Here is a 23,371-nt window from a genome sequence, read left to right as displayed (position 1 = left end):
TTAAAATGATAGTTGGATACCCATTTGATAAATTCTCGGTTGAGGCATGTTACCTCTGTCTGTTCCGGCACCTGTTTGTGAGGAGTTAGATCCGTAAGTCATGACTTCTGGATCCATACCGGTGTAGTTGGTGAAAGTAAACAGGTTGGAACCTCCAAAATAAATTCTTCCACTGTTGAAGCCAGTCCAACGGTCTGTAATGGATCTAGGCAATGAATAACCGATCTGTATGTTTCTCAAGCGAAAGAATCCGGCATTTTCCACAAATCGATCAGAGAATCGGTTGTTTTGATTGGGGTCACCCGATATGGCTCTTGGTACAGAATTACTGGTACCTGGACCAGTCCATCTTTCCTGGGTTTCTATCAACATATTCCTGCCGGCTCCACCCAAATTCAGTCCGTTTCTCCTGACTTCATTGTATACCTGAACATCACCTACTCCCTGCCATAACATAGACATATCGAAGTTTTTGAAGGTAAAGTCCATGCCCAGTCCATAAAAATAAGACGGGATGGTTTTGCCCAGGTAAGTCCTGTCATTGAAATCAATCAAGCCATCAGGTTCTCCGGAAAACTGGGTTTCTTCACCCGGTCCATTGATATCCAAAAACCGGACATCTCCAGGTCGGGGTCCCTGTGGAGAAGAGGCATCTCTAAAACCTCCTGTGAATACGGCATCAATTTCTGCCTGGCTTTGCCACAAGCCGTCGGTTTGATATCCAAAGAAATATCCAATCGGTCTTCCGATCGCAGTCCTGTAAATATCACTCGCAGTAAACTCTTCCAATCCAGGAGCCAATTCCTCCAATCTATTTCTGACTGTTGTTATATTGCCACTTATCCTCATTTGAAGGCCATTGGCAAAAGTGGTATTATATCCTATTTCCAGCTCTATCCCTTTGTTACTTACTGTTCCCAAGTTAACAGGGGTTCCTGTAAATCCAGTCACAAAAGACAACGGCAGATTGAAAAGAAAGTCTTTTGTAGTCCTGTCATAGTAAGTGGCCAAGATGTCCAGTTTGTTGTTGAACATGGACATGTCAAAACCAATGTCGAAAGTTTCCACAGTTTCCCACACCACGTCTTGGTTGACAAAGTTGATGGGTGCAGGGGCCTGAACTGTATTCGAACCACCCAAAGCATAATCAGGAGTAGTAGACACCCTGAAAATATGGGGAAAAGGCTGTGTATTGGCATTGCCCAATTGCCCCCAGCTGGCCCTCAATTTCAGATCACTTATTTTACCTCTATTGAAAAATCCTTCCTCACTCAATCTCCAAGCTCCTGAAAAAGAGGGAAAGGTACCCCACCTTCTGTTGTCCACGGGTGAGAAATTTGATGTGCCATCTCTTCTTACAGTTGCAGTCAACAAATATTTATCCCCATAGTTGTAACTGGCTCTTCCTATATAGCCTACAAATGAAGACTGACCGGCTCCTCCTCCAATATTGGGAGTGCCACGTCCATTGTTGACAACACGGTAAAAATCCCTGCTATTACTGATAAAGTCAGAACCCCTTACTCCGAGACTGGTCCCCCGAAGCTGCTGATATTCCAACCCAGCTAAAAGATCAATGTTGTGGTTTCCAAAACTCTTGTTGTAATTGAAGGTGTTGGTATAAACCTGCGTGATGGATTCGCCTCTGTTGTCATTGAATTCATTTCCCGGTCTGTTCAATCCCATTTCAGCCACCAAGTACTCCGGTCTCCAGGAATCATCTCTGGAGTTGATCATATCCGCAGAAGCAACAGTCCTGAAAGTCAATCCCTCAATGATGTCGACCTCCGCATAGATACTTCCCAGCATACGGGTCCTTCTATCAAAATTGGCGATTATTTCGTTAATACCAACTTGATTTCCGATGGTCAGCCCCCCTAAATCGGCGTTTCCGTCATACCCATAGCGGTTTCCCGGGATTGGATTGTTCGGATCTTCAAAAATATTGAAAAAGGGAGGCATGGTTACCGAGTTTTGAAGCAGAAATCCATCACCTCCACCATTCATACCCCTTTCAATTTGTTGGTAGGAAATGGTAAAGGTTTGACCAACTCTCACCCGGTTGTTTACCCTAAAGTCTGAATTTGCCCGGAAGGTGTATCGGTCCATATCGAACCTATTTACAGTGGCCTGCTGGTTGAAATATCCTCCGGAAACAAAGTAATTGTAGCCTTCACCTCCACCTGATACACTCATGTTGTGGTTTTGGATAGGGGCACCCTGATTTAAGGCAGCATCTCTCCAAGCCAAATTATTGTTCCGGTTCCGAATTGGACTTCCTTCCTGGAGATCTGGGTGCAAAAACTGAAAGTTGTCATCTCCTGGCACCAAATTGTTCTGGGCATTGAAATTGTCATAAGCATTTTGGGTCAGACTGAGGTATTCTCCTGTGGAATTGTATTCATTGAATCTGGGGACCTGTTGGACCCCATAATAACTGTCAATATTGATGGTAGGCTTACCGGTTTTTCCTCTTTTGGTAGTGATCAATACGACCCCGTTGGCTGCCCGTACTCCATATACCGCAGCAGCTGAAGCGTCTTTTAATACGGAAACACTTTCTATATCAGCAGGGTTGATGGTTGACAAGGGGTTGGTTCTCTGATCACTGTTGTTGCCCACAGGCACACCATCTATTACAAACAGCGGCTGTGTATTGCCAACGGTACCGACACCTCTTATCCGAATGGCCACAGGAGCTCCTGGAGTACCATCCACACTCGTCACCTGCACACCGGAAATCCGGCCCTGTATGGCTTGATCCACAGAAGCTACAGGCAACTGATTGATTTCCCTGGACCCCACTGTTCCGATAGACTCGGTCATCAACTTACGGCTTTTTTCACCATAGCCAATCACGACTACTTCTTCGAGTGCGGCCAGATCAGGTTCGAGTCCCACATTGATTGTGGTTCTGTTTCCGACTGTTACTTCCTGATTGGCAAAGCCAATAAAAGAGAATACCAAAACGGCATTTCCGTCTGGCACTTCTATCGAATATCGCCCATCCATGTCAGTCACTGTACCGATACTGGTACCTTTGATCAGTACATTCACCCCGGGAAGGGTGGCGTTATCGCCAGTGCTAGTTACAATCCCTTGAATCACGGATTGAGCCTGTTGCTCAATCATGGTCATTTCAAAGCCCGATGCATAAGTTTTGGCGGCTGCTTCTGATAATCCAATTCCCCCAAAAAGGAGCAGGGCTGAAGAGAAGAAAAGCCAAAAACGCATCTGGCATTTTGGTATACTTTTTTTCATAAGAACAGTTATTTTGATTAGGGTTTAATTATTTAGTTTTACTTTTTTTGTCAATCCTATTGAATTAGTGACTTTCCCAAGTCTATGATAAATTTTGGATTTTTTGAATTTTAAACCATCCTGTACTTTCAGGGAGGATTTAGAGATACAAAAAATTAGTAATCCCCTCATCCATAAAATTTTTTATATTACCTGTCTTTGAAAAAAATAATTTGTAACTGAGTACATAAAAGATAAAATTTCTTCCCAGAATATCCGATTGAGCAGGAGAGTATAGGATAGTTTGTCTCGGATTTTTCTTTGCTTTAGGGAAATTTCATTATAGTTAGTTTTAAAAAATATGCAAAGAAGGAAATTTTTGAAAGGTTTTGGGCTCAGTCTTTCTACTGCTTGGCTTGGTCCAAAAGGAATGGCAGGAATAACCTCAAACCATTACCCCTTTTCCCTACAAGAAATCTTTCCTCCGATCACTTCCCTTGAAGACCTACTCAATGAGGAAGGAATGGTGTTGCTAAGGGTTTCCTTCAGCAGTCAATCTCCTGAGGAACTCAATGAAGTCTCTGGAAGGATCCGTGTCAAGGGAGGTGAAATACATAAAACCCAAGCCTACAATTTTAACCCAAGTGAAGACTCCCTGACAGCCAATCACACATTTACCAGTATGACTAGCCTGGATAAATCTGATGTGATGGTCTTGTGGCTCAAGGACGTGAAAGACAACACGCAGGTGAGCATCGATACCCGTAAGGATTCCATTAGATTTACGATTCAAGAACTTCTTGCCAAGTCTCAACTTGAATGGCAGATAGAACAAACCAAAATCGAGGTAAATTATCTTTTGGATAAAGAAATCGGGTACTTGGATATGCGGGAAGTCGGGGTCAATTTCTCGGGAGATCAATTCACTTTTGCCATCATGGCCGATCCGCAGGGTGGCGACCCGAGTGACGAATCGAATGACAGCACCACCAGGATGAAGGTCCACAACGCCTTTATTGAGGATAGTGTAGCCTTGATCAAAGATCATGGCAATTGTCTTTTTAATTTGGTCCTTGGGGACATTGTAGATTCCAAAGGTCAATGGAGCAACTACCTGGTCTTGTTGGATTTCTTGAAAAGAGTTGAGTGCCCAACATTATGGACCGTGGGCAACCATGAAACTGCCTACAACATCGAGTTTTCCCCTGGATACAACATGGAAGGATTCACCAATTTTTTTAGGGCCCAAAAGGCCATGAATGGCATGAAGGAAATTTTGTATGCTTTTGATTTAGGCAAATGGCACTTTGTCGTATGGCCAGATCCTTTGCGAAGGAATTTCTGGGAAACCCATCCCCATTATTTTGATTGGCTGGAGAAAGATCTTGAAAAAAACAAAGACCGACCCACGATCTTCTTTCACCATGTGCCGCTCTTACCTATAGGTATTGACCCTTTGATAAATTATGTAGAAAGTGTGGATGTCAAAAGAAAAGTACTTGACATCATCACCAAACATGGTAATGTTAAATATGCCTTGTCAGGCCATGTTCACATTCCTTTGAAAGCTTCATTAAAAACAGCCCGTACTTATAAAGGAATCCACTTCATCAACCTACCGGCAGCAGGGTACCGGCCTAGGGCTTTCGGAGAAGCCGACCTTACGGGAGGTCCCGTTCAGGGCATCTGCTTGGTAGATGTCCATGGTGATCAAGCCAAAATTCGATATCGGACGGTGACCCGACAGGATTTTAATTACCCAGAATCCTTTCCGGAATTCAATGAAAGTGATTACCCACTCTGGCTCCTTCATAAATGGGAACTGCCCGTGCAAAAAACATTGATCAACGGTGATTTTGAAAAGGACTTGGAATACTGGAACAAAAGATATCGCTATGAGGAAGATGAAAACCCTTCCAATCGGATGGAAGTTAGGCCGGATCCTGAAACAGATTCAGACAAAGCCCTGTATCTGTTCTCGAAAAAAAGGGGTTTCCATATTCCAGGTCAAGACCGAATGCCTCAAACGCTCAATCAATTGTGTCAAGTAATAGCCCTGTCAAAAGGGGCCCAACCTACCATCAAATTGCAACTTCGGATTGATAAGGATAATACCCTTCTGGACAGTTTCAATGGCGTGTTCATTTGGATTGAAGGTTTTGAAAAGTCTTACAAGCGGGTAAATTTAGTTTATTCCTTTAATAAAATGTTTTTTGGCATTGGTGGACAATACAGCGAATTGAGGACAGTCCCTCCTCAACATTTTGACCTTGGATCACTTTGGTCAGGCTGGGCAGAGATTCAAATAGACGTTAAGTCAGATTTTAATAAAAAGGAAGAACACCGATGGGCAGACTTAAATTTGGACAGATTTGCCATTAACTTGGGTACCTGGACTGTCAATGATGGGGAAAATCAGTCCATTGGGGCTTTCATAAAAGATATTACAATAAGTATGGACTCAAATACCCAAAGCCAAAGTGAAATCAATGGAGCGGCGCTCCTTCCTAAAAAAGAAGAGGCACTTTGGTATGGCGGTATCAAACACATTGCCGGAGAACACATCTACACAACCTAATGCGCTAACAGCATAATAAAAAACCCACACCTATGACCTATCCCAAATTGCTAATCGCTCCCCTTTTAATTTTGGCACTTTTTTCCTGCCAGAAAAGCCAGCAAATAGAATTAAAAAACCTTAAGACCGAGTACCTGGAAAATCCTTTGGCGCTTGACACCGATACTCCACGCTTTTCATGGGAAATCGAAAGTTCGGAAAGGGGTATATATCAAAGCGCCTACCAAATACAAGTGCATACTGAGCATGAAAATGAAGAGGCGCTTTGGTGGGATTCCGGTAAAAAAATGGAAACTGAAAACATTCAGATCCAATACAGCGGTCCAAAATTGGAGAAGGGAATCAGGTATTTTTGGAAGGTGAAAATATGGGATCAGGAAGACAAGGCATCAGGTTTCAGTGAGGATGCTTTTTTGGAAATGGGGCTTAGAGAAGGTGATTGGGAGGCGGCTTGGATCGGGGACGGAAGACCGATGCCCGAAAAACGGGAAGATTTCTATGAGGAAATGCCAAGTCCCTATTTCCGAAAAACCTTTGCTTTAGATAAAGGCATCAAAGAGGCCAAACTGTACATCACCGGCCTAGGATACTATGAAGCATTTTTGAATGGTGAAAGAATCGGTGATCAGGTATTGGATCCGGGATGGACCAACTACAGCAAAAGGGTTTTGTACAGTACCTATGATGTTACGGATCATCTAAAGTCAGGAAACAATGCCCTGGCTGTCCATCTGGGCAATGGCTGGTACAATCCCTTGCCTTTAGGGTTGTTTAGAAGATTTAACCTCAGAGAATTTTTGGCCATAGGGGCACCCCAGCTGATCGCCCAAATGGAGATCACTTTTGAAGACGGTACACAAGCAAAAATATTCAGTGATGGAACATGGAAATGGGCAGAAAGCCCCCTGCTCAAAAACTCCGTGTATTTGGGAGAGGTTTATGATGCTCGAAGAAACTTAAAGGGCTGGGAGGATCCTGACTATGATGACAGCAACTGGCAGGAAGTGAAGATGATGGAGGGCCCTGGGGGCAAGCTAGAAGCCCAAATGGCACCCCCGATCCGACATACCAAAACTCTGACACCAACCCAAATCACCTCCCCAGAACCGGGTATTTTTGTGGTGGACATGGGACAGAATTTTGCCGGTTGGCTGAGGCTGAAAAACCTGAAAGGTGAATCTGGAACAGAGGTCAAAATGCATTTTGGCGAACTGCTCTTTGAAAATGGCCGAGTCAACGGGAACACCACTGTAGCCGGTCACATCAAAGAGGTCTGGAACCTGAGCGGTGGGCCGGGTGCACCGAAAACTGCCTATCAGGAAGACACCTACATCATGAATGGGGAAGGTTCTGAGAATTATCAGCAAACCTTTACCTTTAGAGCTTACAGGTATGTGGAGATCTCCGGATACCCTGGCACCTTGACTGCTGATCAGATAGAGGGTATTGTATTGAATTCAGACTTGGAAAAAGCGGGGGATTTTCAATCCAGCAATGAACTGTTCAACCAAGTCCAGGATGTGACGCTTTGGACCATGCTGAGCAATGTATTCAGCATTCAGTCTGACTGCCCGGGCAGGGAAAAGTTCGGCTATGGGGGAGACATTGTCACTGCTGCTGAGGCCTATCTGTATAATTTTGACATGGCCCAATTCTATACCAAAACCGTGAAGGACTTCCGGGATGACCAAAGGCCCAATGGTGGTATGCCCGAGACTGCCCCCTACAATGGCATAGATTCCGAGGGCATGGGTGAGGGCTCAGGACCCATAGGGTGGCAACTTGCCTATCCTTTTGTGCAATACCAACTTTATTTGTTTTATGGGGACAAAGCCGTCTTGGAGGACCATTATCCTGCCACCAAAAAAATGGTGGATTTTATGATCAGCTATGCAGAAGAAAACGGGGATGGCCTGGTAAGGCATGGTTTGAGTGACCATGTGGCCCTTGACCCCAAACCGGTTGAACTCACGAGTGCCGCTTTCTATTACCACAATGTCAAGCTTTTTGCGGATTTTGCAAAGATCCTGAATAAAGAAGCTGATGCTAAGAAATACGGGGATGAAGCTGAAAGAATCAAAGCCCAGATCAATGAGGAATTTCTAAGGGAGGATTCTGGTCAATTCACAGAAGAGCCGAGTCAAATCACCCAAACTTTCGGACTTTGGTACGATTTCCCTCCAAGTCAAGACCTTCGTGACAAAGCAAAATCTGTTTTGGTCAGTGAGGTGATGGACCGTCACAAGGGACATATCAGTACAGGGATCTTTGGGACCAAAATGATCTACGATGTATTGCGGAGAGAAGACCTTCAGGAGGTGGCTTACACCATGCTCAATCAAAGGGAATATCCCAGCTATGGATTTATGCTGGAAAGCGGTGCAACCACCCTCTGGGAGCATTGGAAAGAAGACCTCAACAATTCGCACAACCACCCCATGTTCGGTTCGGTGAGTGAGTGGTATTTCCGTTCTCTGGGGGGCATCAATCCAGACGAGGCAGCACCGGGATTCAAAAGATTCATCCTAAAACCCTACATCGACAAGGATGAAAGTGCCAAAGTTAGCTATTATTCCATCCGAGGCGAGATCCTCAGTGAATGGGAAAATGCTGAAAATGCCTTTAACTGGACCATAAAAGTCCCCGGCAATACCACTGCCGAGGTACACCTTCCCCGGCATCTGTATGATCGGTTTGAGGAAGGCAATACAGCACTAGACAAAGCTCATGGCATCAAAATAATTTCAGATCAGCAAGATAAACTGGTGCTGGAGTTGGGGTCGGGTGTGTATGACTTTAAGGGGATTAAGGAATAAAACCACTTTGAGAACATATGTTGAGATTTAGAATAAAAGGTAGCGCTTAAATGGAAAAATCAAATTCAAAATTGTATTTCTTCCCTTAATCAATTATGGAAGAATTTTATCGGTCATTTTTAATACAAAAAACCAAACAGCCATAAAGGGACTCTGTTTTTTAACCCAGTTTCAATACCATCAGAAGCTATCAAAAAAGTGTCCTGACCTCTCACTTGTTTACTGGACTTGTTCTTTCCTCCGACTTCAATATGGATTCCCTCCGCAAGAAAATCACCTTTATCAGGAAGGGTAACTTTTATTTTTTTATTGAGCAACTGGTTCAATAGAAAAGTCTCTCTTATTGAACCTAAATCAGGCTGTAGGCTCAAAGCATTGGCAAGATTAGTGTTTTCGAGATAAACTTTTTCGGGTTTTTGCAACAAGGATATGCCTTTGCCTTCCATTGTTAGTAAGTTGAGTAGGCGGGCATTTTCAAGGAAGGAAAACCAAGAATAAATAGAATCTCTGCTCACTTCCAATTTACGGGCAATCGCTGAGATATTAGGTTTAAATGGAACTGATTCAGCTATTACCCCCAGTAGTTTTTTTATTTTAAAGGCAGTTCCAGCTCCATATTCTTGAATATGACCCAAATCTGTTTCAATAACAGCATTTATGGTTTGGTTAAGTCTTATTGGTATTTCTTCTGGTGATCCTTCATGAAACAGGGGTAGGTAACCATACTTTAGGTATTTCTTGAACAAAGGCAATGGTTGGACCTTGTTTAAGATATCAATGGCTATTTCGTGATGGTTTTGTATCAGGTTTACCAAATCGTAGCTCGGAAATTTACCGTGTCCTCCCAATTCCAAAAACTCACGAAAAGAAAGTCCGGGCAACTCATAAGTGATCACCCTACGGCTCAAATCAGACTCCCCTCGATAGATATCCAATGCTGAAGAGGATGAGAATACAATCCTTACTTCTGGATATCCGTCATAAATATTTTTAAGCTCTCTTGACCAATTTGGATACTTATGAACCTCGTCTATAAACAGGTATCGACCTCCGTTTTTGTAAAATTCATCTGCTGTTTCTACTAGATTATGTGTGTAAAACCAATAATGATCTGCTGTGATAAACAGGACCTGTTCCCTAGGTTTTTGAAGCAGAAAGCGGATATATTGTAGCATCAGGGTGGTTTTACCGGACCCCCTGGGTCCTTTTATAGCCAGCATCCTTTGGTCCCAATGAATCTCTTTAAAGAGATACCTAAAGAAGGAATTATTAACCTGTTTTATTAAATTGTCGTGATAAGAGTACAAAATTTCCATATTTTTGTCTTTTACAATCGACATAATTAATTATAAATTGTCAATTTGTAACGACAAAATTAACCAAAATCGATCTAAGAAAAAATTAAAAAGAGTGAATTTTCGACTATAGGGACTTTATATATATAAAATAAAATGGAATATTACCGTACTTAAACCAAGTCGATTTGCTGTCCAAAAAAGAACCTATTCAATTTAGATCTGAACCAATCTTCGCCATTCGAAAATACTTGATGGGTTTTGTGTTTATTGATTGATTTGATTAGTTTAGGATTATTTACTAATCTATCTTCACCGTTTTGGAAATAAATCTGTTTTTATTTGGCTTATCCATAGGAGCTAGCCTGATTGGTATCCTTTGTGCTATTCTGCTGTTGGTATTCAAAGGAGAAAACAGATTCAACAATGCTTTATTGGCGGTGGGTTTGTGGGGACTCTCTTATGTGATTTTGACCAACAGCTTCACTTATACCAATATCCTGATCGATAATCCTCATTTTTTTCGAAGCAATTTCCCCTTCCATTATCTAACACCCGCCGTTTTGTTTCTGTATGTCAGAGGGATGCTTTATGGTGAAAGTTCGTTTAGAAAGTGGGATTTTCTACACTTTATTCCGGCTGTTCTCCACAGCATGGAGATGCTCCCATTTTATTTTAAAGGGGCCGAATACAAAAGGGAACTCATCCTTTTTCTGATGGAAAGTCCCGGACTCATGGCAGCACATGGGCAAGGTTTTTTGCCTGATTTTCTTCATCCCAAATTGAAATGCGTGGTAGGCTTAGTTTACACCTTTTGCGCCCTTTATTTGATTTTTAAAGAAAAAAGAAAACTTCCGGTTTTAAACATGCCCATTCCTTATGCCATTTACTGGCTTTTAGGTTTGATGACTCAATTGCTGATTTTTTATGTGGTCTTGCTTTCAGTCTTTATTTTTCAGCCTGTAATGCCCAATATGCGGGAAATTGTGGACTTGCCCGTTGTTTTCCTTTTACTCAGTGTGGCCATTTCTCTTTTATTCAACCCTTCTATATTATACAACAAGGTTTTTCAAGATCCCAAAGAGGATTCAAAAACGGAAGAGAACATCGATAATGCCAAAAAATTTCAACTAAACGATCGAGAACTTCTGCAAGGGAAATGTAAGGTGGAAGACTACTTGACTTTCAATGAACCTTTTTTGCAGGCTAGTTTTAGCATTTCCCAACTTTCAGAGGCCTTGGATTTGCCCGTACACCACCTTTCACAAATCATCAATCGGGGATTTGGGATGAGTTATTCGGACCTAATCAACCAGTATAGAGTGGAGTATATGGTTTCCCATTACCATCAAAAAAACTGGGAACACCTTACCTTGGAAGGCATTGCCAGAGAAGTGGGATTTGGTTCACGAAGTGCCTTTATCCAAGCCTTCAAAAAAATAAAAGGGATGACCCCCTCGGCTTATTTTAACGGATCAAGGAGTAAAATCCTAAATAAGTAAAAACTTTTTTACCTCGTTTCCTATTTGCAAAACTGTCGGAGATGGAAGGGCTCTCCTTAACCACCAAGAATGTGTCTTGTTTTTTGAAACGAAACACAATTAATTGTTTTTTAAGTGAATGTTGTGCCTTTAAGCTTAAATTTATAAGAATGTCGTTTTTTCCAGCACACGAAGTTTTACACTCACTTTGAAACTGCAATCAAACAACTTAAACGCTATGAGATTTTATTTACTTCTGGTTTTGGCCTGCATGGGGACATATACCACCTATGGGCAAAAAAATATCCTCATCAACAATGTGGAAATCTTCAATGGAAAAGACGAGGCGACCATAAAAGGAAATGTATTGATTGTGGACAACTTGATCAGCAAGGTCTCTACCACACCAATTCCAGTCAACAGAAGGGCCGATACCCAAATCATAGAAGGACAAGGAAAGTTTTTAATGCCAGGATTGATTGATGCGCATGTGCATTTGTTGATGGAATCTATTCCTCAGCAGGTGGCCATGTCGTCAGACGTTGCTTACATCAATCTTTTTGCTGTAAAAAGTGCAGAGAACCAGTTGATGAGAGGGTTTACTTCTGTAAGAGATCTTGGTGGAGCCTCTATCAGTTTGAAAAAAGCCATCGATCAGGGTTTGGTCAAAGGCCCAAGGGTCTATCCAAGCGGCGCCACCATATCCCAAACCGGTGGTCATGGGGATTTTGGGATGCCAACCGACGTGCCGAGACAAATTGGTGGCCCCATGGGCTATTTGGAGCAGACAGGCATGACCAGTGTTGCCGATGGTGCTGATCAGGTGCTGATGAGAACCCGGGAAAATCTAAGACAAGGCGCTACTCAGATCAAACTGATGGCAGGGGGTGGTGTGGCTTCGGATTATGATCCTCTGGATGTAACTCAATACACAGAAGCCGAATTCAGGGCTGCGGTGGAAGCGGCGGAAAACTGGGGAACCTATGTTACCGTCCATGCCTACACTCCCAAAGCCGTTCAATCAGCTGTAAAGGCAGGTGTCAAATGTGTGGAGCATGGGCAGTTGATCGACGAGGAAACGGCTCAGATTTTGGCTGAAAAAGGAATTTGGCTTTGTTTGCAACCCTTTTTGGATGATGAGGATGCCATACCCTTTAAGGAGGGCTCCGAAAATCGAAAAAAACAACTTCAAATGGTAGCCGGAACTGAAAATGCCTACAACTATGCCAAAAAACACGGTGTAAAAGTAGCCTTTGGCACCGATGCCCTATTTGATGCCAAATTGGCTTCGAGGCAAGGAGCACAACTGGCCAAGCTGTCCAAATGGTACAGTCCATATGAAGTACTCAAAATGGCCACCTCCACCAATGCAGAATTACTTCGGATGTCAGGTCCTCGAAACCCTTATCCAAATGCCTTAGGGGTAATTGAGGAGGGAGCTTATGCTGACTTGATCTTAGTGGATGGAAATCCGATAAGAAATCTTGACCTAATTGCCAATCCTGGGGAGAAATTCCTGTTGATTATGAAGGATGGGGAGATTTACAAAAACAAGCTGAATTGATTGAATTTCCTTTGAAATTAGCCTCTGGGTTCCTTTAATTTTAAACTTACGATCATGAAAAAAGACAATTACAACGCAATTAAAAGAAAATTCAACTATTTGCTTATTTTGGCATTTTTGGGATTTGCGTGTTCACCTCAAGGACAAAAAGCCCAAGAACAGAATTTTGAAATCGTCGTCAAAAATGGCAGGGTAATCGATCCTGAAACCCAACTGGATGCGGTACGTAATCTGGGGATAGAAAAAGGAAAGATTGTTCTGATAACCGATTCGGATATATCCGGCCAAAAAACAATCGATGCACGGGGTTTGGTGGTGGCACCGGGATTTATTGATCTGCATGCCCATGGACAGACTTTGACAGCAGACCGGATGCAGGCATTTGATGGCGTGACCACGGCTTTGGAATTGGAATCCGGCATTTTACCCATTGGTCCGTGGTATGAAAGCATGGAGAGTAAAGGCAGAATCCTCAACTATGGTGCCTCTGCCGCCTGGACTTTCGCCAGAATAGAAACAATGGAAGAAATACCCATGGAGCCAGATTTGAGGTGGTTTCAAAGTGCTTTTTCTCTGAGTAAATGGGTGAATGATCCAGCCGATGAAAAACAGATCGATAATATATTGAGGCTAATAGAGGAGAAGGGAATAAAACAGGGATCGATAGGCATTGGCATCAATGCTGGTTATGCCCCGGGAGGAGGCTTTAAAGAACTTATGGCTGTTCATGCCTTGGCAGCCACCTATGAAGTGCCAACTTTTACACACATCAGTGGGGATTTTCCAAGCGATCCCAAAAGTGCCGCAGAATATGTGGGACAGATTATTGCCTTCTCGGCTGCCACGGGCAGTCAGGACCATATTTGTCATCTGAACAGCAGTAGTCTAAGAGATGTTTCGACCACTCGGGGAATGATTATTCAAGCTCAAAAAAGCGGTTTGCCAATCACTACAGAAAGCTATACCTATGGGGCTTCCAGTACAACTATTGGTGCTGCACTTTTCAATAAAGAAGGGATAGAAAGAAAAAACATCAAAGCGGAACAAATAGAATTGAACGGAAAGCCTTTAACAGAAGAGGAATTCCAAAATATTCGGAAGAAAAACCCCGGGTCAGTAATCGTTTTCCGTTTTCTGAACATGCCCCAAGATGAATCCATCTTGGAGGAATCGGTTTTGTTCCCTGGAGGATCAATAGCTTCAGATGCCATGCCTTGGGTAGACATCACCACAGATGATTTGTTTGATGACAATACTTGGCCACTGAATGAAAATGCCTTTGCCCATCCCAGAAGTGCAGGTACCTACAGTCGCCTTTTGAGCCATTATGTAAGGGACAGAAAAGCCCTGAGCCTATCTGAAGCCCTTGCTAAATCCTCCCTCTATCCGGCAAGAATCCTAGAAAAATCAGTGGACCAAATGAAATATAAAGGGAGGATTCAGGAAGGAATGGACGCGGATATCATTGTTTTTGATCCGGAAACCATTCAAGATAGAGCTACTTTTACCGAACCCTACCTCACCGCTGAGGGCATGAAATACGTGTTGGTCAACGGAACCCCTGTCATAGAGGACGGTGAATTGGTTATGGAAGTGAGGCCTGGTAAAGCAATAAGGAGGGATGTGGAAAATTAGAATCTTATGGTCTCGTATTATCTGGTTCACTTTGTTCTAAAACACCTCTGATTCCATTTCCAAAAGATTATACCTTAGATTTCTCAAAAAAATCTGAGAAAAACCCTTTGAGCCTACACGCCTTCTAGGCAACCATTCCCTACTTAAAAAATCTGTGCCTATCTGTGTAATCTGTGAGCAAAAAAAACATAAAAAATTAATTTACAAATTTCCCATAGACGCCAATTCCATTCTCCCTAATTCAAAACCCTTCAAAAAAAATCTGTGCCTATCTGTGTAATCTGTGAGCAAAAAAAATCGACCTACTGATCCACTCTATTCTTTTTAAAAACTCAGCTTTTCTCAAACAAAGTAATGCTCTGTGGAAGCACTTCGAAAACAGTCCCGGGATTTCCTTTCCATTTCCCCCACATCAGAATTCCCAGCTTTTCATGGGCTTTGTCCGTAAAGCGCTTGGGAACAAAGCCTGCCGGCAGTTTCACTGTCAGGTCCTTTTTGCTCCAATTGACTACCAGACAAATTTTTCTCTGCTCCTGTTCAAATACAATCGCATCCACCAAAAGTGGCTGCTCGCTTTTTATTCTTCTAATTTTTGCCTTTTTGAACCCATTCAATTCCTGCCAAAAATAATATATAGGGGAGCGCTGAATGCCTTCTTCCGGATCGATCCCATTTTTAATCCAGCCATTTTCTCCGGTGGTCTCGAAATAAGTAATGGCATCTACCTTAGATTCTGCCAGGTATTTGAGACTGATCAAAAACCAACATGCTCCAAAAAAAGAATACTGCCTTGGGTCCTTCCCTCCCGTTGGCTTTCTGAGCCCATCTCCTGAATCTGTGGCATTAGGATTCCAGCGCATGTGGAAACTGACCGGGGAGATTCTGATTTTTTTACCCGGAAAAAGCTGTTTGGCCGATTCAACGGTGTAGGCCTGTGCCTCCAAGGTCTCTATCAAAGAAAGGTCATCAAAAGCGTGCACCTGAGGATTGATGGAATAACTGACCCCAGATACATGACGGCCATCGACAGGTTCCCTGTTCAGTTCTGTGAAAAAGGCATCTGTACCCGCAAAAACTTCTGTCTTTGGAAACAATTCTCTTACCTGAGGCACCTGATCGGTAATGAACGCAGGAGTAGTCTTGTAACTGTCACCAAATAGCACCATAGTTTTGACACTTTTCAATTGGTCCTTGTATACCGTCAATTGGTCCACAAAATCATGCTGATCCGTAAATACACACAGTTCAACCCCGAGTTTCAATTGCTGGGCCAGGGCTATCTTGGTCAAAGCCGAATCCAGTGGATGATCCAAAGGGAAATCAATCCTGACATAATCCAAACCGATATCTTTTATCCCCTGTATCAATTTTTCACCATTTCCGGGCAATTCCATGACCGCGCCGATATTCGGAAATTCAATGAGTTCATTGTAGGTTTTGAATACTATGGGTTTGTCCACCCTTTCGAGGGCCTCCCTGGTTTCGAATTTCAAAACCACCTTTTGCTCTACCAGATCCCCTTCCTTCAGCTGAACCGGAAAAGGTAAATCCAAGGGTGTGCAGTAGGTTTTGAAGGAAGCATCAGTCCAGTTTCTCTGATCCTCGGTTTCAAATACATCCCCTTCAAAACTTAAGAAAGCCTTGCCGCCTTGTCCGACAAACCAAACCATTTTACTGATGTTTTTAAAAGGTTGATGGGCGCTGATTCTTCTTGGGAATTCTGTCCTAGTTTCTCCACCTTCTGTGTCAGTTATGGTGACAGGATGACCTGCACATGGGGCAATCGGGTGCATCACAGTGAAACCTATACGGTTTTTCCTAAAACGGCTTTTGGCCATGCCCCGATAGCTGAAACTGATTTCACTCTTTTTACTGCCCACTATGGTGCATTCCAAATCAAAATCAATGTCGTTGGTCAAAAATTTCCCCTGATAAGTAATCTGAAAGCTTTTGTCTTTGATAATGACCTTTTCTTTGGAAATCTGCATGGGTACAGTTCCCCAATTGTGGTCCCTCACGGCATGGTTGATCATGCGGATTACCTCATGATCCCCCCATTGAATGTATCGGAGAAATCCATCTTGATACAGGACATTCAAGTTCCCTGCTTTTAATTGTTTCCTCATGGACTTAGCCTTGCTTTTCCCCTATCAGAAGTACCCATGGATTTTCATCTGGCATTTGAAAGGTTTGGGATTCGGATTCCACTTTGCCTTGATCCAAAGTTTCACCGGTTTTTGGGTTTAAATATCGGACTGGAAGTCCAATTTGGAGCGAATTGATCGTGATACTTCCCCCTTCCGGAAGGTAACTCAGGTAAAACTTCCCTGCTTTGTACAAAAGTTTGTGTCCATCGGTCAATTCATGGCCTATCGCCATATCAGCCAAATCATACCCTTTCAAGGCTTTGCCCAGAAGTCCGGGATACTGACTGCCTTCAAAACGGATCGCTTCATCCCATGAAGCGTTGGTGGTGGACCAATCATCAAAACCTGGCTCTTCTGAGCGGAGCTTCCAGTTCCACAGTCCGGCAGCCCCGTACACCACACCCATGGTGCCCCCTGAGGTCAACTGAGACCAAGCCTCATGGCCCTGCCACCAGCCGGTTGCCTTTTCCATGTTTCCCATCCGTTCATAGGTAGGCTCTCCATTGGCCACCGCTTTGGTGGGTTTGTTCTGGAACATGATTTCCACTTTATGCAACAAATGTTCCCCATCATGACCGGTTTGCGCCCATTGAAAATCAAGCCAGGATGCTTCTTGAAAAGATCGGTTATGGTGTAGGTAGAAATCCTCTGGTTCCCCATTGTGCCAAGTTGGGACATAGTCATCAGCAGGTGAATAATGAATGCCTCTGGGTTGGTTGTAACAATCCCATTCTTCGAGCATTTTTCCGGTTACTTCTATGGCTGGTTCTTTTCCATTGCCGTCAGCGGATACCAGGTACATGACCGGGATGGCACCGTATCTGGCCAAGAGGTATTTGGTATATCGCTTGTATTCTTCAGGATCGGCTGTTCTACCTAAGGCATTTTTACCTTTCCATCCAAAGCCCTGAAAAACAGGTTGCAATACCGGAACAATCTCATGCTGGTGTAGGATCAAAAGCAGGGAATCCAAGTCTTTGAAATAGCCGGGGTTCATTTTATTTAAATGACCGTCTTTGATATCATAAAAGGCTCGGCAGTATCCAAGGTCCTCTCTGCGGTTATCCGGTCCTTCTGCATTTTGATCAGGTTGCACACTCATGAGCAAGGCCGCATTGAAGCCTTTATCACTCCTGTCTTTGGCGTATTTTCTCACAGAATAAGGAGTTCCTCTAAAGGGTAAGGCCCATGGGGTGTCTCCCACTACCAAAAAAGGGGTTCCGTCTTGGTGAATTACATTTCTTTTTCCAGGAGACATGGTCAAAAACCCTTTTTGCAATAAAGCATTTTCACCTTCATATGGTTTGGATTCAAAAGATCCAGTTGCTCCATGTAAACCGGATACTTCCCCGGAGGAAAAAGTTTTCCATGTATAATGCTTGTTGGCTTTAGTGGGAGCAAACCTGATTTTCCATTTGTTTTCACTGTACCAAAATCCAGGTCTGCGCAAAGTTTCCCCGTCTTCATCTGTAAATTCTGCATACAGCTCAACGTCTGTGTAGGGATTTTCAAAATTCTGGTTTGATTCAAGATGAATTTCATAAATCTCCCATTGGCTTATCACTGGAATCTCTTCCTCCTGTTGGCATGAGGTAAATAAAATAAGTATGATTATGACGATCGGAAAACAGTTTTTCATCAGGTTATGGCTTTAATTTGAGCTTTAACAGAATCAGGTTCGAAAATTTCCTTCCAATCAGGTTTGAATAATTTTCCCTTTCCTATTTCGATGGCTTTGATGGCCGCATCAGAAAATTTACCGCCGGGAAGCTGTCCAAACAGCAGGGCGAGTTCTATGTTGATATGGCCGAGCAAAAATTCATATACCGCCTCTTTGGGGACTCCCTTTGCTATGGCAACATCTGCCCCTTCTTTTAACACAGTGATCAAGGCACCGCAAAAAGTCTCTGAAAGTGCCGGTTCTAAAATTCCCATTTGCTCAATGGTTACCCTTATGCTTTTCAACACTGGACCATAAATGACTTTGGCAAGCTCTTCTCCTATGGCATAATGTTCCTCAGGTCCTTGGATCAGGGCGCAGACAATGTTTTGTTTGGCAGCAATCCCTCCAAAATAATCATAATGGGCATCTTCATCCGGCTCCCAATTGAACACGGAAGGATGGCAGGGATGACTGGCAAAATAGCTGATGTCGGCTCTTTGGGCGAGGTGACCTGCCAAAGGAGCCGCAGGATCCAAAAACATGCCTATGGCCTTCTTTTTCATTTTAGGCACATAGAGAGCGGTTACTTCCCCTATGGCTACATCCGGAACGGCATAAATCACCACATCTGCATCATGAATGCATGCCGAGGCTTCAGTTGCCTGTATCCCTAGCTCTTGCATTCTTTTCAGACCTTCATCATGGATTTCAATGTAGCGGACCTCATAGGCCTTGTGGTCCTTTAGGTTTCTACTTAAGCGATATCCCATTTTCCCTCCGGCCCCTATTAAAGTGACCTTGAGTTTCTCAATACCCATACTTACTGAATTTAGGTTATTTTGTTATTTGTAATTGTGCTTGGACTTCTTTCTTGGGCACTCTAGGATTTCTCAACCTTTTAAATTAAGCATCAAATAGGAAGAAAAGAAGTTTTTCCACTAGGGATTTTAAATTTAAGGGCTTTATTTGGTGATTGATGAATGTTAAATTATAAACCTTTCTATTCCCTTACCTCTCCTTTCTGCGCCCATTCAAAATATTGTACCGTCCCATTTTGCCCTCCTTTGATGGCTATTTCCAACCCATCTATGGCTTTGGATCTGGAATGGGCCACACACATCGGAGCACCGGGTGCCAACACCTGAATAAATTCCAAAGCTTGGATCTCAAGCTCTTTGAGAATGTATCCGGAGGTGTCCCCCCCGGCAGTAACCAGGCGTTTGATTTCAGTTTGATTCAATATAGCCAGCGTAATTTTGGCTTGGGTTTTGGCAATGAAATGAGGCTCCAATGAATTATTACCGGCTTCCATGGTATTCCTCACCGACGGATCATTTGGCCCCAAAGCAGAATAAATTACCACATGCTTACCATCCATTAGATGGTTTACAGCTAATTGAATAACTCTTTTTTTCTCCGTTTCAAGCGAAACTCTATCATGGAGCTGTTCGATTTTCAACCTTATCCCAACATATCCCAAATTTTGGACATAGGTAATTTGGTCAGCGGTGGTTTGAGAACAACTACCCGAAACTATCAGCATTGAGGAAGTTGGTCCGTGGTCTTTCACCTCTTCTGCTTTCCTCCCAAAGACTTCCCCCAAGGCATATTCTATGGCAGAGGATCCCAAAAGCAGCTGGTGCTGTTTTCTCCCATAGGCATTCAGCCATTCTCCAATGAGCTTCAGGTGGTTGTGCTCCAAGGTATCGAAAAGAATAAGTGGTGGATTTTCCCGATAAGTGAAATCGCCGGAAAGACGCTGAGGAGTGAATTCCAACACATTTTCCAAGTCAAAATAATCTACCAAGGCCATGTTCTTATCCATTTGTTTATGCAAGTGTAACCGAATATCACTTTCATCCATGGGGGTCACAGGGTGTTTGGACATGACCGGATGCCGGTCGAGTCGGTAGGTTTTAGTTCCGATTTTTGCAAACAGGTGACCGAAAACCACAAATCTATTTAGCAAAGGAAGTCCCATCAACATGGGTATAAAAGAACTTGGAAAATACTTTTCGGCGATCTCCATCGCCTTACCGATGTTTCCTGTTTTCGGAGAGCTGTCCAGTGTAGAGCATATTTTGTAATGAAAAAACCTACTCGGTATCCTGCTCAATTTATGAAATATGGGATCCAATTCGGCCTCCATGGCCTCTGGATCCAAACTACGTGCGATGCCAGCCACGCCAAATGCCAGCCACTTGCTTTTTTCATTGGGCTTTATCTTCCAGGTGAAGTTAGCTATATCATTGGATTTTGGGGGTTCAATAAAAAGGATGGTAGGAATACCATTCAGACTCAGTGCCTCCAAAACATCTGCTGATCCGGTAAAATCATCTCCGTAGTAGCTGAGCAGTATTTGTTGTTCATTCATTTTTCAAAAAATTCAAAAGCCTTTTTGACACTGGGAAACTTGGCCTGGGCTGCAGCTGCATCAAGTCCTTCGATCGCGGCCTGCCATGCCTCTTTGATACTGTTTACTCCGGCAACCATCCCATCAGGATGACCCATAATACCCCCACCACACAAATACATCAACTCTGTATTGCCAACCGCATTATAGGTGTCAAAAGCTTGGCTGGCCCATTGCCCGGAGGAAACAACGGGCAATGCCCTATCAGACTTTGTCCATAGCGGGCTTTGTAGCGCTTGGATGGACTTAAGCACTGACTCATCCGGTTCGCAGAATTTATTTCTCAAACCATTGACATGAAGATGGTCAATTCCAGCAAGGCGCCAGATCTTGGAAAGGGCAGTGAAGGAAATCCCTATTGCAGGGTGGCGGGAAAACAGTCCCCAACCATTGCGATGTCCATGGATAGGCAATTGACTGTGTTCGGCCAACTTTTCCAATGCAGCCAACCCCACCCAATTGAGGCTCGCCATGATGCAGGTACCTCCTTGTTCCAATACATAATCGTGCCTGGCAAGCATCTCATCCACCGAACCGCTTACGTTGAATGCGTACATCGGCATGATCCCGGTTCGCAGGGCATGATCATTTATCACTTTCATACTTGCTTTCACTCTATCTTCAAACCGGTTGTAGGTGGGAGAACCCATCAATTCATCATCTTTGATAAAGTCCAAGCCCGCCTCCACCAAAATTTTGACCTGTTGGGCGGTTGATTTGGCGTCTAGCCCTACACTGGGTTTGATGATCGTTCCTATGATAGGCCTTCCTTGCACGCCGGCCAGTTGAAAAGTGCCCTCTATTCCAAATTTGGATCCAGTATATTTTTTTCTGAAAGCCTCTGGAATTGAAATATCCAATAATTTGAGACCTGAAAAAGGCGCTAATTCAAACAGGTTTCCAGCAACAGTGGCCATCAGATTGGACAAATTAAACCCCACATTGGCCAAAGGCCAGCTAAGAGTGACTTCTGCCTGAAGAATAGGGCCTCCGAATCTTCTGGAAAAGGGTAGAGAAGGTGCTTTCACTTCTCCAAGAACCTTGATGGTTTCCACTTTGGCCGCAAACTGCTCCAAAACCTTAGAAGTTTCTCCTGGTACTTTGACAAATGTTCCTGTAGACTGTTCTCCCGCCATCATGTTGATGGCCTTTTCTAAGGGAAAATCTGTTTCTATCCAATAAGTGGCGGTAAATCTATCCATGTTTAGGTTTCATCACTTGGTTATGTTGAGCGGAATCATAAGACAAAAATACCAATTCCATGGTTTTCAGGTTATCAGCGCCGCTTGTTTCTCCTATTCCTTTGCCTTGAAGGCCTGACAAGATGTTGAGGTTGCAAGCAACAATGGAAGAATGAATCAGAGCATAATCCGGGTCAGCCCAAGCATAAACCGGTGGATCAACTTTCCAGCTGCTGCTTCCTTTGCCTTTTTGGGTTAGGGTAAGGAGATGGTTGTGGTCCAGTCTCATCGAACCGGTATCTCCTTCAATGAGCATGAGCGTCTGAGGAAAAGATTCTTTTTCCAAATAGGAGGCATAGGACATTTCTACAAAACAATCGATCCCGTTTTGCATCCGCATCAGGATATTGGCTACATCTTCCCCTTTGATTTTGGGGTTAACCTTCTGGGTCTGACAATAGATTTGCTCAACCTCCCCAAATAGAAAACGTGCCGTATCTAATAAATGTACACCCAAGTCAGAAATGATGAACTGATCCAAATTAGCTAGTGAAGGTTGATTTTCAAAGACCGGAAACCCAGAGCAAAAAGTCAATCTGGCCTTGAAAGGCTGACCGATTTCACCGTTTTGAATCAAATCCTTGCAAGCCCTAATCGGAAGTTGAAACCGGGCATTTTCATGAATGAAAAACTGAACCCCTGCCTTTTGGCAGACCTCTACCAATTCCTTGCAAGTTTGAAAGTCTTCCGCCATGGGTTTTTGGCAAATGACGTGGACACCTTTTTTGGCAGCCAAGCGCACAAGCTGTGCATGGGAAGGAATGCTACTGATGATATCCACGAAATCTAAAGTTTCATTTTCTAAGAGTGCTGAAGCGTCTTGATAAAAACGATTTATTCCATGTCTCTTGGCTGACTCTTCTGCTTTGTCGCCTTCAGGGTCACAAAGGGCTACCAATTCAACTCCTTCTATTTCCTGCCAACCTTTGATTTGGAAATCAGACCAAAAACCTGTCCCTAGTACCGCGAATTTTAGCTTTTCTTCCATCATTTTTTAAGTTAATCACACAGCAAACCCATTAACTTAATTGAATACCGATCCGGCATGTAGATGGATGACATGTTATAAATTGTAAATTGCCTATGGAACAGGGAAACCAAAGCAGCTTTGTTTTTCATATCCGTATCATTTTGAGTTAAAAATTAATTGAATAAGATAAGGAAATCAAGCTCCATTTGGAAGGGTAGAGGTAAAAACTTGCTGGTATTCACTTTACCAATAGGTCTTCCATCAAAAAGACAGTACAGGAAAGTCTCCGAAACATTTGCTTGTATTTTTAACCTTATCCGTTAATCCC

General features: G+C 43.3%; 13 protein-coding genes. 5 read left to right on the top strand and 8 right to left on the bottom strand.

Annotated elements, in window-relative coordinates; all coding sequences use genetic code 11:
* Entirely contained in the window at positions 1 to 3,261 is a 3,261-nt protein-coding gene (locus H1A14_RS06180) for a SusC/RagA family TonB-linked outer membrane protein (RefSeq protein WP_194775342.1), read from the bottom strand.
* A 340-nt stretch (positions 3,262 to 3,601) separates the two neighbouring features.
* Between H1A14_RS06180 and H1A14_RS06175 the strand changes: the two genes are divergently transcribed.
* Together H1A14_RS06175 and H1A14_RS06170 are read left to right on the top strand one after the other, a co-directional pair.
* Positions 3,602 to 5,818, top strand: a complete 2,217-nt coding sequence (locus H1A14_RS06175; protein ID WP_194775341.1) for a metallophosphoesterase family protein — start codon at positions 3,602 to 3,604, stop codon at positions 5,816 to 5,818.
* 32 nt (positions 5,819 to 5,850) lie between these two features.
* Positions 5,851 to 8,634 (top strand): family 78 glycoside hydrolase catalytic domain, encoded by a 2,784-nt coding sequence (locus tag H1A14_RS06170; RefSeq protein WP_194775340.1) that lies wholly within the window; start codon positions 5,851 to 5,853, stop codon positions 8,632 to 8,634.
* Between the two features lie 119 nt (positions 8,635 to 8,753).
* Here the strand turns inward: H1A14_RS06170 and H1A14_RS06165 are convergent, their stop codons facing one another.
* Positions 8,754 to 9,950, bottom strand: coding sequence for an ATP-binding protein (locus H1A14_RS06165; protein ID WP_194775339.1), 1,197 nt, complete (start codon positions 9,948 to 9,950; stop codon positions 8,754 to 8,756).
* Positions 9,951 to 10,249: 299 nt separating this feature from the next.
* On the opposite strand from H1A14_RS06165, the gene H1A14_RS06160 reads away from it, so the two are divergent.
* From H1A14_RS06160 to H1A14_RS06150, 3 genes are all read left to right on the top strand, one after another.
* Entirely contained in the window at positions 10,250 to 11,431 is a 1,182-nt protein-coding gene (locus tag H1A14_RS06160) for a helix-turn-helix domain-containing protein (RefSeq protein ID WP_194775338.1), read from the top strand.
* A 217-nt stretch (positions 11,432 to 11,648) separates the two neighbouring features.
* Positions 11,649 to 12,974, top strand: coding sequence for a metal-dependent hydrolase family protein (locus tag H1A14_RS06155; RefSeq protein WP_194775337.1), 1,326 nt, complete (start codon positions 11,649 to 11,651; stop codon positions 12,972 to 12,974).
* A 54-nt stretch (positions 12,975 to 13,028) separates the two neighbouring features.
* Entirely contained in the window at positions 13,029 to 14,609 is a 1,581-nt protein-coding gene (locus H1A14_RS06150; RefSeq protein ID WP_194775336.1) for an amidohydrolase family protein, read from the top strand.
* 332 nt (positions 14,610 to 14,941) lie between these two features.
* Here the strand turns inward: H1A14_RS06150 and H1A14_RS06145 are convergent, their stop codons facing one another.
* The 6 genes from H1A14_RS06145 to H1A14_RS06120 all read right to left on the bottom strand — a co-directional run bounded on the left by H1A14_RS06145 (position 14,942) and on the right by H1A14_RS06120 (position 23,064).
* Entirely contained in the window at positions 14,942 to 16,735 is a 1,794-nt protein-coding gene (locus H1A14_RS06145) for a hypothetical protein (RefSeq protein WP_194775335.1), read from the bottom strand.
* A gap of 4 nt (positions 16,736 to 16,739) precedes the next feature.
* The gene (locus H1A14_RS06140) at positions 16,740 to 18,395 is read right to left on the bottom strand and encodes an apiosidase-like domain-containing protein (protein WP_194775334.1); all 1,656 of its coding nucleotides are present in this window, start codon (positions 18,393 to 18,395) and stop codon (positions 16,740 to 16,742) included.
* On the bottom strand, positions 18,395 to 19,237 hold the full coding sequence (locus H1A14_RS06135; RefSeq protein WP_194775333.1) for a phosphogluconate dehydrogenase C-terminal domain-containing protein: 843 nt from the start codon (positions 19,235 to 19,237) through the stop codon (positions 18,395 to 18,397). The genes H1A14_RS06140 and H1A14_RS06135 overlap by 1 nt, the downstream gene beginning before the upstream one ends.
* Before the next feature lie 182 nt (positions 19,238 to 19,419).
* Positions 19,420 to 20,793, bottom strand: a complete 1,374-nt coding sequence (locus H1A14_RS06130; RefSeq protein ID WP_194775332.1) for a four-carbon acid sugar kinase family protein — start codon at positions 20,791 to 20,793, stop codon at positions 19,420 to 19,422.
* Complete coding sequence (locus tag H1A14_RS06125; protein ID WP_194775331.1) at positions 20,790 to 22,034, bottom strand: ribulose-bisphosphate carboxylase large subunit family protein; 1,245 nt, start codon at positions 22,032 to 22,034, stop codon at positions 20,790 to 20,792. The genes H1A14_RS06130 and H1A14_RS06125 overlap by 4 nt, the downstream gene beginning before the upstream one ends.
* Positions 22,027 to 23,064: a Gfo/Idh/MocA family protein gene (locus tag H1A14_RS06120; protein WP_228527607.1), complete on the bottom strand. Its 1,038-nt coding sequence runs from the start codon at positions 23,062 to 23,064 to the stop codon at positions 22,027 to 22,029. The genes H1A14_RS06125 and H1A14_RS06120 overlap by 8 nt, the downstream gene beginning before the upstream one ends.
* Between the last annotated feature and the right edge of the window lie 307 nt (positions 23,065 to 23,371).

It is taken from the genome of Pararhodonellum marinum (assembly GCF_015354735.1).
GTDB classification, from domain to species: domain Bacteria; phylum Bacteroidota; class Bacteroidia; order Cytophagales; family Cyclobacteriaceae; genus Pararhodonellum; species Pararhodonellum marinum.
This window is presented reverse-complemented; position numbering and strand designations above follow the sequence as displayed.

Bases quoted from the DNA above. Each gene is read 5' to 3' on its own strand.
- H1A14_RS06180 (WP_194775342.1), bottom strand. From the start codon at position 3,261: ATGAAAAAAAGTATACCAAAATGCCAGATGCGTTTTTGGCTTTTCTTC.
- H1A14_RS06175 (WP_194775341.1), top strand. From the start codon at position 3,602: ATGCAAAGAAGGAAATTTTTGAAAGGTTTTGGGCTCAGTCTTTCTACT.
- H1A14_RS06170 (WP_194775340.1), top strand. From the start codon at position 5,851: ATGACCTATCCCAAATTGCTAATCGCTCCCCTTTTAATTTTGGCACTT.
- H1A14_RS06165 (WP_194775339.1), bottom strand. From the start codon at position 9,950: ATGGAAATTTTGTACTCTTATCACGACAATTTAATAAAACAGGTTAAT.
- H1A14_RS06155 (WP_194775337.1), top strand. From the start codon at position 11,649: ATGAGATTTTATTTACTTCTGGTTTTGGCCTGCATGGGGACATATACC.
- H1A14_RS06150 (WP_194775336.1), top strand. From the start codon at position 13,029: ATGAAAAAAGACAATTACAACGCAATTAAAAGAAAATTCAACTATTTG.
- H1A14_RS06145 (WP_194775335.1), bottom strand. From the start codon at position 16,735: ATGAGGAAACAATTAAAAGCAGGGAACTTGAATGTCCTGTATCAAGAT.
- H1A14_RS06140 (WP_194775334.1), bottom strand. From the start codon at position 18,395: ATGAAAAACTGTTTTCCGATCGTCATAATCATACTTATTTTATTTACC.
- H1A14_RS06135 (WP_194775333.1), bottom strand. From the start codon at position 19,237: ATGGGTATTGAGAAACTCAAGGTCACTTTAATAGGGGCCGGAGGGAAA.
- H1A14_RS06130 (WP_194775332.1), bottom strand. From the start codon at position 20,793: ATGAATGAACAACAAATACTGCTCAGCTACTACGGAGATGATTTTACC.
- H1A14_RS06125 (WP_194775331.1), bottom strand. From the start codon at position 22,034: ATGGATAGATTTACCGCCACTTATTGGATAGAAACAGATTTTCCCTTA.
- H1A14_RS06120 (WP_228527607.1), bottom strand. From the start codon at position 23,064: ATGATGGAAGAAAAGCTAAAATTCGCGGTACTAGGGACAGGTTTTTGG.